The sequence below is a fragment of the Candidatus Micrarchaeota archaeon genome, from assembly GCA_021163225.1.
Lineage (GTDB): Archaea > Micrarchaeota > Micrarchaeia > Anstonellales > JAGGXE01 > JAGGXE01.
On sequence record JAGGXE010000015.1, the window covers coordinates 23,094 to 37,964 of the forward strand.

The window sequence follows — 14,871 nt, forward strand, 5'->3', positions numbered from 1 at the left end:
TATAAACGAAGATATTCCAATTATCTCGATGAACGGTATCAAAGCAGGCATAGATGAAGCAGGAAGGGGTTGCGTTATAGGTCCGTTGGTAATGGCCGCTGTGGAGTGCGATGAAGAGATACTGAAAAGATTGAGGGTCAAAGACTCGAAACTTCTGACACCTAGTCGTAGGAGGGAACTGTACCGAGAGATAAGGAAATACAGTAGAAAGGTGTCTGTTGTAAAGATGAGTGCCGAGGAGATCAACGAAGCTATGAAACAGAAGATAAATCTTAACGATATAGAAGCGATGATGGCGGCGCGTCTTCTCAAACGCATCAGAGCTAAAAAGGTGATAATAGATTGTCCTGACCCCACCGCTGACCTGTTTTCAAAGAGATTGTTGAGACTTGACGGTAGGATACTGGATGACCGGGACATACTGCTCGAACACAAAGCAGATGTTAATCATCCGGTGGTCTCTGCGGCGTCGATTATAGCGAAAGAAGTCAGGGAGAGGGAGATCAGAAAGATAAAGAAGGTCGTAGGCGAAGATTTTGGGTCAGGTTATGCTCACGACCCGGTAACCCGGGAATTCCTTAAGAAACATATGAAAGATGAGAAGGTCAGACCGTTTCTCAGGGTCGGGTGGAAGACGTTGTCCAACATACGCGAAGAGTTGGCACAGACCAAACTTGAAAGGTTCATACAATAGCACAATCTCCTTTCATCCGTATTTGTTTCTGTTCGAATTTTTGATAGGTATGAAAGTTTTTTAAATGTGATAATATATAAATAAAAATGGTGATGAGATGTTCAAGAAGATAGAAAAACGGAGAAAGGTGAAACGGCTCGTTAAAACATATCTCACAGCATCCGGAGAAGAAGCACCATCGAAACGGCGTGAAGCGTTTATAGAACTTCTGCAGATGGCAGGTAACCCCAACAGAAAAACCTTGATCAGAAGACTGTTGGAAAAGAAAAAGGATGAGATAGACAGAATGCTTAACGAGTTTAATCCAGAACTCCCTCCAGACTCATTACTCCGTTTTGACAGAGTGGGAAGAACAAAGAAAAGGTTATCAGTCCTAGGGATGGCTGTCTCTTTCCTGAGCGGTTTTGTGGTTCCGGGGAGCCTGCTGAAAATGGCTGCCGGCGGTGTGACCGTTCAACTGTTTAATATATACGTGCGTCTTGATGAAAGATACGAAACGTTAATACTGCCTAGATACATAAGAAAGATGATAAAGAAGAATGTGAAAAACACCTTTGAAGAGGTGATCGGATACCTGAATACCCCTGCCGGTCTGTTCGACTACTTGGACGAAGAGAAATTGAAAAGCGGGTTGGAAAAAGAGGGTTTGGGACAGAAAGACGTGTGTGAAGAAACGGCGACGGAAACGACGGACGAAGTGAGAGGAAACGGCAAAAACGGACTTTAAACATCTATCTCTATTTCGGAGACCTCTAGATCCCTATCGAACTCGCCGACCTCAGCCACCAACCTGTCCACCGTCTCAGGTTTCGCTCTGAGGACGGGATGTTTGGGCACCATATACGTGCAACATTCAAAATAAGGCTGCAGAGACAGGTCATACGTACCGATGGATTTAGCATAACCGATTATCTCCTCTTTATCGTAGGCCAATAAAGGACGGAACACAAGTATGTCCAAACCGTGCGTGATCGCGTACATGTTCTCCATCGTCTGCGATGCCACCTGCCCCAGACTTTCACCTGTGGTAATGGAACGTATTCCCAACTCATCGGCAACCTTCTTAGCGATGATAAACATAAGCCTCCTGTACACGACCATACGATACTTCTCCTTTTCCCTGCTCTTGGTGAGTTCGACTATCCTTTTCTGAACCGGTAAGAAATTTACACCGATGAGTTTTGTCGGATGATACTCTGACAACTTACGCGTTATATTGATTATCTTGTCTTCGATAATGGGTGTCCTGTAAAAATGAAGAAGGGTTACTTCGCAACCGCGTTTCATCATCATCCATGCCGCCACAGGCGAATCTATACCTCCGGACATCAGACACAACGTTCTTCCGGACACGCCCACCGGTAACCCGCCCAAACCATGGGACTTCTCGGTATAAACGTAAGTGCCATGTTTCGTAACCGTTACAAAAATCGTAACATCTGGAGTTTCCATATCTATCTGATGACCGTTCTCAGCAAGGTATCGACCAAGGGTTGCGTTCAGTTCTGGTGATGTGTAAGGCACATTTTTAAAAGACCGTTTTGTCACGATACGAAAGGTCGTTCCCAAAGGTGCGCGCGAAGCCACGTCAAGCACCGCTTTTTTTATGTCGTCGAGCTTGTGGGTTGTTTCCTTGACGAACATGAAATTCGATATACCGAAGGTTTTGCTGAGAACGCGCGTAACGTCCTCCCTTGAAGCATCCGAAACGAGAAAAAGATGGTCCCACCGCCGAACCAACCTGTACTCTGATATGCCTGACCTATCGAGTTTCATCTTAATATTATCGATGAGCCGACGGATGAACAGATCCCTGTTCTTCCCCTTCAACCAGATCTCGTTAAACCTTATGACACAGGATTCCATGGAGTTCCCCGAAAAGGATTCGAAAAAAATAAAAAAAGAAATTACATCATACCGCCTGCACCGGACATACCGCCCTCGCCGTATTCGTTGCCGCCTTCTTTACGTGTCCCTTTTGCGCTGATGATATCGTCGATCCTGAGTATCATGTTAGCCGCTTCAGTAGCACTGGCTATCGCCTGTTTCTTGACACGTGTCGGCTCGATTACGCCTATCTCCTTCATGTCACCGACCTTACCGCCGAACACATCGATACCGAAGGTTTTACCATCCTTCTCCTTGTGTTTGCTGCGCAGGTTTACCAACGCGTCGATCGCATCCATACCGGTACTTTCGGCAAGCGTTCTGGGTACGATTTCTAATGCATCGGCAAAGGCCTGGATGGCCAACTGTTCCCTACCGCCGACTTCTACCGCATAATCTCTCAGTTTCTGTGCAAGTTCCACTTCGGTAGCACCACCGCCGTACACGTACGAACCGTCTTCGATAGCGCTTGCAACGGCACCGATGGCATCGACAAGCGCCCGTTCAACCTCGTTCACTACATGCTCTGTTCCGGCACGGGCAAATATCGTGACCGCCTTCGCATCCTTACATTCCTCTATGAATATCATCTCTTCGCCCGCTACCTTTCTCTCCTCCACAAGCCCTGCTTCGCCGAGGTCCTCTGGGCTCAGACCGTCGAGTGTTGAAACGATACGTCCGTGCGTCGCACGCGAGAGTTTCTCCATATCGGACTTCTTAACCCTGCGCACCGCCATGATACCTTCCTTAGCCAGGAAATGCTGGGCAAGGTCATCGATTCCTTTCTGACAGAACACCACATTCGCACCGCTCTTCTTGATCTTATCGACCATCTCTTTTATCATCTTCTCCTCCTGTTGTAAGAAGGCATCCATCTGCTCAGGTGATGTGATGTTTATCCGTGCATCCATCTCAGTCTTCTCAATCTCCAAAGGACAATCTAACAGCGCTATCTTTGCATTCTTTACACTCTTAGGCATACCCGAATGGACCACCTCTTTATCTATGACCACACCCTTGATCAGCATTGTTTGTTTAACGCTTTCGCCGGGTTTCTTCTCGATCTTTATCAGGTCGGTATCGATGACGTATTTACCGTCCCTTTTCTCGGCAATCATTCTAACAGCGTCGACGATCAGTGAAGCGATGTACTCCTTGGAATCGCCGAGTCCCAACCCTTTAGAACTCATGGAGATCGCCGCGATCTTCTTCAGCGTTTCCACATCATCCAAACTCACCGGGTTGGCAAGCTCATCTAACAACTGATCACATTTTGTTGCAGCCATCCTGTACCCTTTCGTTATAGTACTGGGATGGATGTTCTGATCGAGGAGTTCCCCCGCATTCTTGAGCAGGTACCCTGCTACCAACACCGACGTGGTCGTCCCGTCACCCACCTCCTCATCCTGAGTTTTAGCGATCTCAACCATAATCTTTGCCGCAGGATGTTCTACGTTCATCTCCTCCAGTATGGTTGCACCGTCGTTCGTAATCACTATGTCACCGAGTTCGCTGACTAGCATCTTATCCATACCTTTAGGCCCGAGACTGGTACGTATGGCGTTTGCAACAGCGTACCCTATCATGATGTTCGTCCGTTGCGCATCCCGCCCGATGATCCGGGTTGCTCCCTCAGGTAATACAAGAACCTGTTGACCTTCCAACCTTGCCATGTTACCACCTCCCAACAAATTCGATCATGACACAAGATAACGACTAAATAGTATAAGATTTACTAGATATAATAATTGACCGGGTAAAATTTAAAAATCATGTGGAGGAGTGAATTCAATAAATTGAAGAGGGTTAAACCCTCACTCATACCCTTCTAAAAACGAAGAAGACGGTTGAGCCAATACCTTTCTATCAACGATGATGTAATCACCGATGGACATTACCGCGCTGTATGGAACGAGAACCAACCCCTCCTCTTTCTGTAACTGTCTGACGGTTACACTGTCAGGGTTGGGTTCGAGCAGCAGGTTTTCAAGTTTACCAGTAGTTTCTTGAATATAAACATCAACGAGTTTGCCCAACTCTTCACCTTCGTTAGATACGACCTTCTTGCCAGCGAGTTGCTTTGCGATTACGAGCTTAACCGGTTTGGCCATCATTATCACCTCAAATAGTTCTAACGTAATTATATTTAAATACCTTTCGTTTGATCCCGTTCTTATAGTGTTTGTGGACGAATCACGTCTGCCCGGCTGTTTACTAACTTTTTTAAATGTCTGGTTGAAATATTTTCACATGCTGTTGGTAACAGGAATGACTGGGAGACTCGGCAGAGCGCTGTATCCGATGTTGAAAAGGAGGAAACTGAGGGTCATCGTACGTGATGCCACCGAATCGGTAATGTTCGACAGAAACGTCGATGTTAGGGTTGCTGATATAACCGATGAAGACGCCCTTATCAAAGCATGCGAAGGTGTGGAAACAGTCCTTCACATGGCATCGGTGGTCGACTATTCCGCGCCTCGTTCTCTGATGTATCACGTGAACGTAAACGGCACTAGGTATCTTCGAGATGCATGCCTATCGAACAACGTGAAGAATTTCATATACATAAGTTCCACCGCTGTCTACGGTAAACACGTATTCGGAAGAAGAATGACTAAACCTATAAAAGAAACCGCTAAATGTCAACCCACCGATTATTACGGGATGACTAAGATGTATGCAGAACGGTTGCTGACAGACGTTTCTGACGAACTGAACACGGTGATACTACGACCATCGATGATCTACGGTCCTGAATTCAAAGAAGGTTACGAGTATGTGGTCGGAAGGATAAAACAGGGAAAGATGCCGATAATAGGCAGGGGGAACAACCGCATTCCGATCGTGCATTCAAAGGATGTTGCAACAGCGATTGTGAAAGTCATCAGGACGGTCGGAAAGAAAGACGTCAGTGGAGTGTACAACCTTTCGGTTGAGACTCCGCTGACTCAGGAACAGTTGTACCGTATCGTTGCAAACACGTTGGGTGTGGAACCGCCGAAAAAACATATCCCCTTATGGAAGGCAAGGTTAATGCTCAGGATCGGCTCTCTGTTTAAAGGGTATGATTATGAAAGGATGAGGAACTATATAGATAAACTCTCATCCGACAGGGTGTACGATATAACCAGGATGAAGAGGGTGTTCGGTTACAGACCGAAAATCGATTACAATGTAGGGATACGCGAGGTTGTAAAACTGTTGGACAAACAGGACCGTGCACTGTGAGGTGATAGAATGAAAGTTAAAGAGTATATAGTTAATGAACTGGAAAATAAGGGGGCGTTGTTCTTTGCGGTGATCGACCCGATAGATTACGCATCGCCGGACGACGCCGTCAACGCAGGAAAGACCGCCTATGAAAACGGTGCTGACGCAGTTCTGATAGGAGGGAGTATAGGAGTCCAAGGGATGCTGCTGGAACACGTTTCGCAGAGAATAAAAGAGGAGATAGACATTCCGTTGATACTGTTCCCCGGGAATCTTGCCACGCTAACCCCGAATGCAGATGCCGTCTATTTCATGACCTTGTTGAACAGCAGAAATCCCTATTGGATATCCCAGGTTCAGACGTTGGCCGCACCGGTAATAAAGATGATGAAGATAGAGACGTTACCGGTAGGTTACATCGTCGTCGAACCGGGAGGGTCGGTCGGATGGGTAGGCGACGCCAATCTCGTCCCGAGGAATAAACCTAAGATCGCGGCCGCGCTTGCAACAGCGGCTGAACTGATGGGTAACCAATACGTACTGACGGATGCTGGGTCCAACCCCGTTAATGGGCATATCCCTCTGGAAATGGTCGGAATGGTCTCCAGGGCTATAAGCGTACCCTATATCGTTGCCGGAGGGATCAGAACTCCGGAAGACGCTGAAAACATTGTTAAATCCGGGGCGGACATCATCCAGGTTGGTACGATGTTCGAATCTGAATCGAGCAGACAACGAATCAGCGATATGATAAAAACGGTTCACAAGACCGGCAAATCACGGATATAATCATTTATAAATGTTTATGAAGATGTGTAGGATGGGTGGCTCAGATGAAGGTAACTGTTGATAAGAACCTATGTATAGGATGCGGAGTATGTGCAGCATTGTGTCCAGATATCTTCGAACTCGGCCCGGACAACAAGTCCCATGTAAAAGACGGGGACCATTCAAGTTCCGCGGAATGCGCAAAGAAGGCTGCTAACGCATGTCCGGTAGCCGCCATTCATATAGAAGAATGAAAGAATGTCTTTTCTTTTTCTCGTTTTATTCTTTTTTTCGCTCAGGAGATGATGTTGTCAACGATACGTTGAGGTGAGAAAGGTTCCAGAGCGTCATAGTTTTGACCGATACCCACATAGATTATGGGTTTACCAGTTGCCCGACGTACCGATAACGCGGTCCCTCCCTTAACATCGCAATCCAGTTTTGTAAGGATAACACCGTCGATAGGAACCGCTTCATCAAACCCTTTTATCTGTTCGATTATCGCGTTACCGACCAGACTCTCACCGACGAATATGACATAATCCGCCTGTGACACACGTTTTATTTTACGCAACTGTTGAACAAGGTTCTTGTTTGTATCCTGTCTACCGGCAGTGTCCACAAGCACCACATCTATACCCTTAGATTTAGCATAGTTAACCGCATCGTAGGCAACGGAAGCGGGGTCGGCACCGTAACTCTTAGCGATCACAGGTATACCAAGTTTTTCACCGTGAACCTTCAGCTGTTCTATGGCTGCCGCACGGAAGGTATCAGACGCAGCCATCACCACGGTCAACCCGTTATTCTTGAGAAGATAGGCAACCTTAGCAATAGTGGTAGTCTTACCTACACCATTGGGTCCGACGAACATGATGACTACTGGACGTTTCCCCAGTTCTTTAACAAAAGATGGTAAGGAGAATCCAGGTTGTTCGCCTAATACGGCGAGCAGAGATTCACGTATGGCTTCTCTGACCTCCTCTTCGATACGGTCCTTACGTATCGGTTTATTCAACAACCTCTCCTTGATCTCGGCGACGAGTTCTTCCGCCACCTCGTAAGCCACGTCACCTTCCAGCAGGGACAACTCGAGTTCGTCCAAAACGTCCTCGATATCCTTTTCGGAGAGACGGATCTCACGTGAGGCTATCGTTTTAACCTTTGTAATCAAAGAGAGACGGACCTGCGGTTTCTTCCGTTCTTTCCCGCCCCTTTTCTTCCCCAACGGTTCACTCCTCCCTATAGGTTCTGTAATCTGCGGTTCTTCCCCCGCCTTCTCGGGAGAGACCGATGGTTCAGGCGTTTCCGCAACATCCTTACCGGTTAACTCGGTCTCGACCTCCGCACCCAGACCGGTATCCGAAGGACCGACGGTCTCCTCTATCTGTTCTGCGGGTTCGGTCGTGACAGTATCCTCTGAATCGGCATGTTTCTTCAGGCTGGAAACAAACTCTTTAACCTTCTTTTTAAGGAACCCGAACATCGTCTTCACTCATCAGAATTCATACTCCTCAACTTATCAACTACGGCGTTCAGGTTCTGACTCAGCACCTGAACATGTTTAACTTCTAAGTCCACGATCCTGTTGAGATGTTCAACGAGTTCATCTTTGCGCTTCTTTACCATGTATCCGCCGCCGACAGGAACTATGAACGTGTCCGGGTCAGTAACCTTGGCATGTCCGTAGACGAGCCTGCCGACAGGAAAAAGTATATTCTGTTCCTTCATCGTTCGCACCGCCTCGATCGTTACAATAAGGTCCTGAAGGAACGCCTCCCTTTGTTCGATCTCGTGCTGGATCTGCAACCCGTACATTTCATACATCTTCCTCTGATCATCCTTCATCTCATGACACCTCTTCCTTTTTTACAACCTGTTCTATCTTAACTTCGGTTCTGCGTATCCCGTGTTGTGCACCCAACAGCGAATACACCAACTCTTTTGCGTGTTTCTCACTTTTTGCATCGACAACCTTGACGAACGGTCTTTTTTCAGAACCCAAACGCATCACACCTTTAACTTCGTAGAACATCCGATCACCCCTCAATATCCAACCCTTCCATCAACCGTTGCACTTCGATACCGGAAGTAAACATCCCTGTCACAATACCGAACGAATTGGCAATCACACCTATACCTACAAAAGGTGAACCCATGTTCACGGTACCGTTGATACCTTTGACATGTAATATTTCCTCCACCTCTTTTAAAACTTCTGGTGGAACGTCGTTATGGATAACAAACCCTTTGTTCGTAACCGCACACATCGTCCCTACGGTCTTATAATCCATTATCCTGTAAGGCACGAGTTCTATTCCGAGCACGTCCTCGAACCTCTTCAGTTCTTCCCTTTCAAACTCCTCGTTAACAATACCTCCTTTATCGTTCACAGCCATACACAGACCCATAGAAGTCAAGACGCTTTTACTTCGGTAGACGTTCAACCCGGTTTTTTTGAAGAGGTTGACCTCACCATCGGTTGCAATATGGGGAAGGATTATCCCGTTGTCGTTCATTGCCACGTACACGCCTATAAGACGTGAACCGTCTACAGAACCTGCAACCACTTCAACGTTCAACGCTTCTATGGACCTCTTAAACTTTTCGGGCATATCCTTAGGCACCACTACGAATTTATCATTAGCCTTTGCAAATATGCCAACAAATTCGTTACCGTAGAAGGTGGTCTTTGCTACTCCCATTCCTTGCTCTCCCCGCTATGAAACATCCTTATTTTCTGTCCTTCGCTTCTTCCGACGACCTCTTTTTTTGTTTTTCTTTAGACCCTTCTGACGACTCTTTCTTTGACACCGCCTTCTTTTCACCCTGTTTCTTCTCAGATTTCTCCTCGCCCTCTTTCGTACTTTTCTTCTCCTTCTCTTTCTTTGTCTGTTTTTCCTCCTTGATCACAGTAACCTCTTCATCCAGCGTGTAGACATAGACCCTTCCTTCATGACGCACTACCTTGACCTTCACCTTTCTTGGCGGTTTCTGTATACCGTGGCGCCAGACCTCTGCATTAACATTGTTGCTCAACCTGACATGGTCGATATCGGTTTTCATATGACGGGATACGAACCGTTTGATAAAACTGACCGCCTTCTTACTCCTTACACTTCTGGGATAATCGTAAACCTTTCCCAAAGGAATAGTATAAACACGTTCATCCATAACACATCACCTTCTAATTTTTCTTAAGTTTTGTCTGCATCTTTATCTTTCTTCTTCTCCAATTTCTCTGTCTGCTGTTCGTCATAACCTTCCGGTTCGTTTTCGCGACTACGAACACCGGTACACGCCTGTTCTGACGTTTTGCTTTCACAACGAACATCTTTTCTTTTTCGGATTTTATACTACCCATACAAACCACCATCTCTCTTCATTTCCGTTTGATTATTATCCTCGGTTCCCTCCTCTGAGTAAGGTTTTTCAGCAGGTTCAACAGTTCCGCATCGGTCAGTTTCCGGTTCATCTTCGGCCCATACATTGATATGAGGTTGACCACTTGGTAATACCTCTCCCTGTTGGAGAGTTTAACGTTCATCAACCTTTCATAGGCGTTCGGTTCCAGATATTTTCTGGCAATAGCATCCATCTTTGCTTCCAATGCAGCCTGCTCCTGAAGTTTGGCATACGCCTCCTCCAACCGTTTTCTACGGATCTCCTCGATATCCTGGTCTTCGGTCATCTTTTCCACCGGTTTCATTATTTCGCTTTCTTCTCGTTGAACACTTCATAAGCGGTATTATCGAGCAGGGACCTTCCCTTCGGAGTTAGTACCCTACCTACCTTTTCCTTTTTTATAAGTTCGTACTTCTCAAGCATCTGTAAACCGCGCCTTATTATCGCACCGCCTGCTTTATAATGATGTTCTTTTTTCCTTCCCCTATTCTTTCTACCGCCGTAATGGGTCCTGAGACTGTTAACACCCACCCTTCCTTTAATGTATGCCTGTCTCAGCATCGAAGCCAACCTCAGATACCAAAAATCCTTCTGTTGAGGTCTTCTCTCGGCGTGAGCACCTGATTTAACGTACAACAAAAACTCAGGTTTCGGGATACCCATTGCCTTGAGTTTCTCGGCAGTTTTCTGTATCAGGTCGTTTGGAGGGACATCATAAACAGTAACCATTTTACCACCTCTTTCTCAACATATCTGAACGAACCTGGTTGACCTTTGTAAAACCGGGACAACGGTCCAGTCCTGGCTGGAATCCTTATATTTAAATGAGGATGCCTGTTTAAAAACCTTTCTTATCAACTTCACAACCATTATTAAATAGTATACGCCAAACTTAGAAAGGTGGATGAAAGATGGATAACGATGTAAAGAACAGCCATTTTAAAAGGTTGATAAATACTCTGGAGAGGGTCGGCACACACGTTAATATAGAGATCATATATTCAGAGCATGACCTCAATGAATCACCGCGGTTCGTGCAGAACCTTTCACGCCTATCCGACAGGATAAAAGTCACCACTATATATCTCATGGGAGAAGAACTTGAGGAACTGATGGAAGAATTGGAAACCGTCGATACACCGATCGTACTCATCAACGGACAGGTCAGTTTCATAGGCGAACCCAGTGAAAAGGAACTGGTGGACAAAATACTGAGCATGGTAGATAAAAACAGAGAACAATTTACAAGATACATGTAGGTAGGTTGAAATGTGGTAGATATGCCTCTGGAGTTAAGTTCCGGTATTACTGCCAAGATCCCTGCCGGCACAGGTTGAAATGTGGTAGATATGCCTCTGGAGATCATCTTTGACCCTGAAAGAAAGAGGTTTACAGTAGAACAACCCGAATCGGTCAGTTCGCTCCTTAGAACCGCTTACGGACGGTTGGTGAAAGGCAAAATACTTCTGCAACCTGAGGAAGCATTGTTCATACTGGATGCAAGGAACGGAAGATGTATAGACAAAAAGGGCAACCTGTACAAGATAACCGACCTTCTCCCTCTATTCTCCAGGAGAAAACGGTTCATCACGAGATATCTTGCATACAAAGGTTGGAGGGACAGAGGACTCATTGCAAGACCTGTCAACGAATGCAAAGGCCCTTACAACAGAAACCCTGTAAAGAAGTATCCCGAAGGTAGGATCGACCTGTCCGGATACGAAATCAAAGGATTGTTCAGTCGAGACGGGATGTACACAGTGTGCGAGAACGATGAAGATACCAAAGAACTTTATTACAAGTACTGGTTCGGTCAGTACGGTACATACAAAGCTGAAAAGAGGGGTAGTACAACCAAGTACGACATATTCGAAACAGTATTCCTGACGAAGAAAGGAGTATTGGACACGGGATATTCCGCCGAAGAAATAATAGAGATAGCCACCAAGAAAAACAGGTTCTTTGAAATGATGTACAACGTCTATGAAGATTGGCGGGAACACGGATACGTTCTAAAGACGGGTTTCAAGTTCGGGACGCATTTCAGACTGTATTTTCCCGGTGCTTCCCCAGGTAGAAAGGGTAAAGAATGGATACATTCAAAACATGTGGTTCATGTGTTCCCAACAAACAAAAGATTGAGCATCCCCGAATGGGCTCGTGCGGTAAGGGTAGCACACTCAGTACGTAAAACGTTCATCCAGGCTATTCCGGGAAAACTGAAGAGGGAAGACGTTACGCTGGACTATCTGCTGTACCATAGAAAAAAGGGCGGGATCGAAATACCGGGTGAGGATAAACCGAAGTATCTGATGTTGGCACTCAATGAAGAAGACCATATCACAGGCAGGATGTTGTCAAATGCGATAGAGGTCTGTAAAAGGGAAGGTCTCCAACTCCTCCTGTCGATCTGCGACAGAGAAACCGCTATCACATATTATCTGGTGAAACGGATCGAGATTCCGAACAGCAATCATGAATATTACGAGATAGAATGGGTGCTCCCTTAGAGTACCAAATGCCCGGGACACAACAGTTTCACATCCAAAGATTTCAGAAGTTCCACACTCCTCAAAAGGTCATCTTCGTTACCGCCCAAATCGGTTCTCCCGTACCATCCGTTACCGAACCATGTGTCTCCGGAGAAAAGGATCCTCTTATCTTCATCGTACAGTGCAATACTTCCTGGTGTGTGACCGGGAACGTGTAAGACAGTGAACGTAAAATCGCCGAACGAAAACACGTCGTTCGGTGCGATGCTTTTCAAAGGTTTAGTGTTCTCGGGGACATATGAATAACTGTTGACAGAGGTTATATCGAGTTCATGCATGTATACGTTTTTCCAATTAGACGCACCCTTCGTATGGTCAAGATGGTTATGCGTGAGTATGCACAGGTCGGGCGGTTCCTCTATCCTTCCGAGTCCTGCATCGATGAAACATCTCCTCCCATCGTCATCGATAAGGATGTACACTAATGAACTTGCAGGGTCCGTAAACACCATGTAAAGGTTGTCGCATAACCGTTTGATCATTGTTTCACCGTATATTCAAGGACCGAGAAACCGCCACTCGGTAAAACTGAGAGAACGTCCGACTCATCGATCTGATGTTCATCGATATGTTTATTCAAATGGTTGACTATCGCACGCGCGGCATCACCTTTCTTCATATCACCGGGTGTCACAACTACACCCAGCACTCCTTTTTTCCGTCCCGGAAAAACACGCACCGAACCGGTAGTTTCGTCCAAGTATACTGTGAGAACCAAAGGCATCGACCTGTACCAAACCCTTTCTCCGTGTATCATGAAACCTCCTTTACCAACGTATGCTCCCTGTTCGTATTTGGAAACCTGATCCTTCCGTACTGAGTACACATCCACAGATGAGTATCCCATCTTCCAACCCGATGAATAGACGGCTGCGAACTGTGCCGCCTCGGTTCGGTCCAACTCCGGAGCAGACAGACCGTTCTTTAACACCACTACTGAAGCACCGTGAACGTCCGCATGATAGAAAAGGTCGTTCGGTTCGAGGTATCTGGAATAAAGGATATCGTTCTGTTTGGCATCGCGACCCCCGAGAACCAGATAACCGTTTGTAGTGAAGAAAAACCTGAACCGTTCATACCATCTCTTCTCCCTTTTAACACGAACCCTCTTCTTCCTTGTCACCGGTTTTTGTTGCTCTTTTGCGATCAACTCTTTCGTTTTTTCGATCTCCTTTTCAAGGCGCGCGCGTTTAGCGCGCGCCGTTTTAGCTTTCTCGTAGTACAAGGCGGCAATCTCTTTCAACGTACGTCTTAAATCGAGCACTATCTTCATATCAAAGCACCGCATCATCTTCAACGTCAAGTATTTACGAGAAGAGGAGTTCGGGTTATTAAACCTTTTGGTTCGGGGCTCTGTAGAAATCATTTTTAATTCTCTGGTAAAGGTTGAATGTTCGGAGACCTGCTCCTGTATAGAAATGAGAATGAAGAAAGATGAGATTGGGGTGGGGACCGACGAAAGTAAGAAGAAAACATTAAAAACTTAATCTGGGTTAAGGGAAACTATGAACAGGGTCGAATCGGCTGTCGTTTCAGGGATTGCGCTCAGTCTTCTGATAACTTCTCTTTCAGACACCGTGCTTCTCGGTGCGATCCTAGGTTTTATATCGATTGTGATACTGACAAAACTCGCCGGGTTCAAAATCCACGAGAGTGTAACGGTCGGCGGGATCGCCATGCTTCTGTCATTCATATTCATCACATTGGGATATGCCGATTCCCTGGGCACCACGGGCGGGTTGCTGGTCATGTTCACGGTCGTAGGGTACACGATGATAGGTGCGTTCGGAGGATGGTTGGGTTCAACGTTAGGAGGTGTTAGAGCATGACGTATATAGAAACGTTAATACTCGACATAAAGAACTCTCTGGCGAACATCGGTGCTGCGTTATCGTTGATACTCATCATACTTGGCGGGATAGTGTACGGAATTTCCCAAGGCATGCCTGCGGAAACGAGAGGTAAATGGCAATCGATGGCAGTCGGCCTTATCATAGGGGGAATCATAATGGCCGCGATAGTCGGGTCTGCAGAAGTGATAAGAAACATCGCCATGAAAGCCGCTACTGCGGAGTGATGCCAGGATGGTAAACCCAGGAGATTTCACTATTGCCGGAGCGGTTGCAGGGTTAACCATAACGTTGTCAGGCATAATAATAGGGTTAGGTATAGCGTTGGGAAGCAAAAAACTCCTGAACAGGGGTAAAGAAGAACTCATCCAGGGGATACTGAGCGCAGCGTTGGTCGGATTGTTCATGAGTCTGATAACGTCTACTGATACGGTCGCGTTATCACTCCTTCCGCCGGTCGAAGGCGCAACAGGCTCTGTGTCATATCTGACGACGTTATTCTCGC

23 protein-coding genes are annotated in these 14,871 nt (G+C 46.3%); 10 read left to right on the forward strand and 13 right to left on the reverse strand.

Translation table 11 applies throughout. The features are described from left to right. The first annotated feature begins 28 nt into the window (after positions 1-28). The gene (gene rnhB, locus J7K41_01180; protein MCD6549305.1) at positions 29-694 is read left to right on the forward strand and encodes a ribonuclease HII; all 666 of its coding nucleotides are present in this window, start codon (positions 29-31) and stop codon (positions 692-694) included. A gap of 97 nt (positions 695-791) precedes the next feature. Beyond that, the gene (locus J7K41_01185) at positions 792-1,421 is read left to right on the forward strand and encodes a hypothetical protein (GenBank protein MCD6549306.1); all 630 of its coding nucleotides are present in this window, start codon (positions 792-794) and stop codon (positions 1,419-1,421) included. On the opposite strand, the gene thiI is transcribed toward J7K41_01185, so the two are convergent. The 3 genes from thiI to J7K41_01200 all read right to left on the reverse strand — a co-directional run bounded on the left by thiI (position 1,418) and on the right by J7K41_01200 (position 4,692). Further along, positions 1,418-2,560 (reverse strand): tRNA 4-thiouridine(8) synthase ThiI, encoded by a 1,143-nt coding sequence (gene thiI / locus J7K41_01190; protein ID MCD6549307.1) that lies wholly within the window; start codon positions 2,558-2,560, stop codon positions 1,418-1,420. The genes J7K41_01185 and thiI overlap by 4 nt on opposite strands. Before the next feature lie 41 nt (positions 2,561-2,601). Further along, on the reverse strand, positions 2,602-4,254 hold the full coding sequence (locus J7K41_01195; protein MCD6549308.1) for a TCP-1/cpn60 chaperonin family protein: 1,653 nt from the start codon (positions 4,252-4,254) through the stop codon (positions 2,602-2,604). Positions 4,255-4,395: 141 nt separating this feature from the next. Then, the gene (locus J7K41_01200) at positions 4,396-4,692 is read right to left on the reverse strand and encodes a PRC-barrel domain-containing protein (protein MCD6549309.1); all 297 of its coding nucleotides are present in this window, start codon (positions 4,690-4,692) and stop codon (positions 4,396-4,398) included. 139 nt (positions 4,693-4,831) lie between these two features. On the opposite strand from J7K41_01200, the gene J7K41_01205 reads away from it, so the two are divergent. From J7K41_01205 to J7K41_01215, 3 genes are read left to right on the forward strand one after another with little or no spacing between them, the layout of a single operon-like run. Continuing rightward, a complete protein-coding gene (locus J7K41_01205) occupies positions 4,832-5,809 on the forward strand; it encodes an NAD-dependent epimerase/dehydratase family protein (GenBank protein ID MCD6549310.1) in 978 nt (325 codons plus the stop codon). Positions 5,810-5,818: 9 nt separating this feature from the next. Beyond that, on the forward strand, positions 5,819-6,580 hold the full coding sequence (locus tag J7K41_01210; GenBank protein MCD6549311.1) for a geranylgeranylglyceryl/heptaprenylglyceryl phosphate synthase: 762 nt from the start codon (positions 5,819-5,821) through the stop codon (positions 6,578-6,580). Between the two features lie 44 nt (positions 6,581-6,624). Next, entirely contained in the window at positions 6,625-6,813 is a 189-nt protein-coding gene (locus tag J7K41_01215; GenBank protein MCD6549312.1) for a ferredoxin, read from the forward strand. A gap of 41 nt (positions 6,814-6,854) precedes the next feature. On the opposite strand, the gene ftsY is transcribed toward J7K41_01215, so the two are convergent. From ftsY to J7K41_01255, 8 genes are read right to left on the reverse strand one after another with little or no spacing between them, the layout of a single operon-like run. Continuing rightward, a complete protein-coding gene (gene ftsY, locus J7K41_01220; GenBank protein MCD6549313.1) occupies positions 6,855-8,045 on the reverse strand; it encodes a signal recognition particle-docking protein FtsY in 1,191 nt (396 codons plus the stop codon). 5 nt (positions 8,046-8,050) lie between these two features. After that, positions 8,051-8,407 carry a hypothetical protein gene (locus tag J7K41_01225; GenBank protein MCD6549314.1) on the reverse strand — a complete coding sequence of 119 codons (357 nt, stop codon included), beginning with the start codon at positions 8,405-8,407 and terminating at the stop codon, positions 8,051-8,053. Position 8,408: 1 nt separating this feature from the next. Next, positions 8,409-8,594 (reverse strand): 50S ribosomal protein L18a, encoded by a 186-nt coding sequence (locus J7K41_01230; protein ID MCD6549315.1) that lies wholly within the window; start codon positions 8,592-8,594, stop codon positions 8,409-8,411. Positions 8,595-8,598: 4 nt separating this feature from the next. Continuing rightward, the gene (locus J7K41_01235) at positions 8,599-9,264 is read right to left on the reverse strand and encodes a translation initiation factor IF-6 (GenBank protein MCD6549316.1); all 666 of its coding nucleotides are present in this window, start codon (positions 9,262-9,264) and stop codon (positions 8,599-8,601) included. A 28-nt stretch (positions 9,265-9,292) separates the two neighbouring features. After that, positions 9,293-9,733: a 50S ribosomal protein L31e gene (locus J7K41_01240; protein MCD6549317.1), complete on the reverse strand. Its 441-nt coding sequence runs from the start codon at positions 9,731-9,733 to the stop codon at positions 9,293-9,295. Between the two features lie 13 nt (positions 9,734-9,746). Beyond that, positions 9,747-9,923: a 50S ribosomal protein L39e gene (locus J7K41_01245; protein ID MCD6549318.1), complete on the reverse strand. Its 177-nt coding sequence runs from the start codon at positions 9,921-9,923 to the stop codon at positions 9,747-9,749. An 18-nt stretch (positions 9,924-9,941) separates the two neighbouring features. Next, entirely contained in the window at positions 9,942-10,250 is a 309-nt protein-coding gene (locus J7K41_01250) for a hypothetical protein (protein ID MCD6549319.1), read from the reverse strand. A 17-nt stretch (positions 10,251-10,267) separates the two neighbouring features. Next, a complete protein-coding gene (locus J7K41_01255) occupies positions 10,268-10,693 on the reverse strand; it encodes a 30S ribosomal protein S19e (GenBank protein ID MCD6549320.1) in 426 nt (141 codons plus the stop codon). A gap of 182 nt (positions 10,694-10,875) precedes the next feature. On the opposite strand from J7K41_01255, the gene J7K41_01260 reads away from it, so the two are divergent. Continuing rightward, positions 10,876-11,223: a hypothetical protein gene (locus J7K41_01260; protein ID MCD6549321.1), complete on the forward strand. Its 348-nt coding sequence runs from the start codon at positions 10,876-10,878 to the stop codon at positions 11,221-11,223. Positions 11,224-11,304: 81 nt separating this feature from the next. After that, positions 11,305-12,474 (forward strand): tRNA-intron lyase, encoded by a 1,170-nt coding sequence (gene endA / locus J7K41_01265; protein ID MCD6549322.1) that lies wholly within the window; start codon positions 11,305-11,307, stop codon positions 12,472-12,474. On the opposite strand, the gene J7K41_01270 is transcribed toward endA, so the two are convergent. After that, the gene (locus tag J7K41_01270; protein ID MCD6549323.1) at positions 12,471-12,998 is read right to left on the reverse strand and encodes an MBL fold metallo-hydrolase; all 528 of its coding nucleotides are present in this window, start codon (positions 12,996-12,998) and stop codon (positions 12,471-12,473) included. The genes endA and J7K41_01270 overlap by 4 nt on opposite strands. After that, positions 12,995-13,789: a DUF814 domain-containing protein gene (locus J7K41_01275; GenBank protein ID MCD6549324.1), complete on the reverse strand. Its 795-nt coding sequence runs from the start codon at positions 13,787-13,789 to the stop codon at positions 12,995-12,997. Before J7K41_01275 ends, J7K41_01270 begins: the two co-directional genes overlap by 4 nt. A 232-nt stretch (positions 13,790-14,021) precedes the next feature. Between J7K41_01275 and J7K41_01280 the strand changes: the two genes are divergently transcribed. From J7K41_01280 to J7K41_01290, 3 genes are all read left to right on the forward strand, one after another. Further along, positions 14,022-14,345, forward strand: a complete 324-nt coding sequence (locus J7K41_01280; GenBank protein MCD6549325.1) for a hypothetical protein — start codon at positions 14,022-14,024, stop codon at positions 14,343-14,345. After that, positions 14,342-14,593: a hypothetical protein gene (locus J7K41_01285; GenBank protein MCD6549326.1), complete on the forward strand. Its 252-nt coding sequence runs from the start codon at positions 14,342-14,344 to the stop codon at positions 14,591-14,593. The genes J7K41_01280 and J7K41_01285 overlap by 4 nt, the downstream gene beginning before the upstream one ends. Before the next feature lie 7 nt (positions 14,594-14,600). Beyond that, positions 14,601-14,871 (forward strand): hypothetical protein (locus J7K41_01290; GenBank protein ID MCD6549327.1); only part of this gene is annotated, 271 nt, incomplete at its 3' end.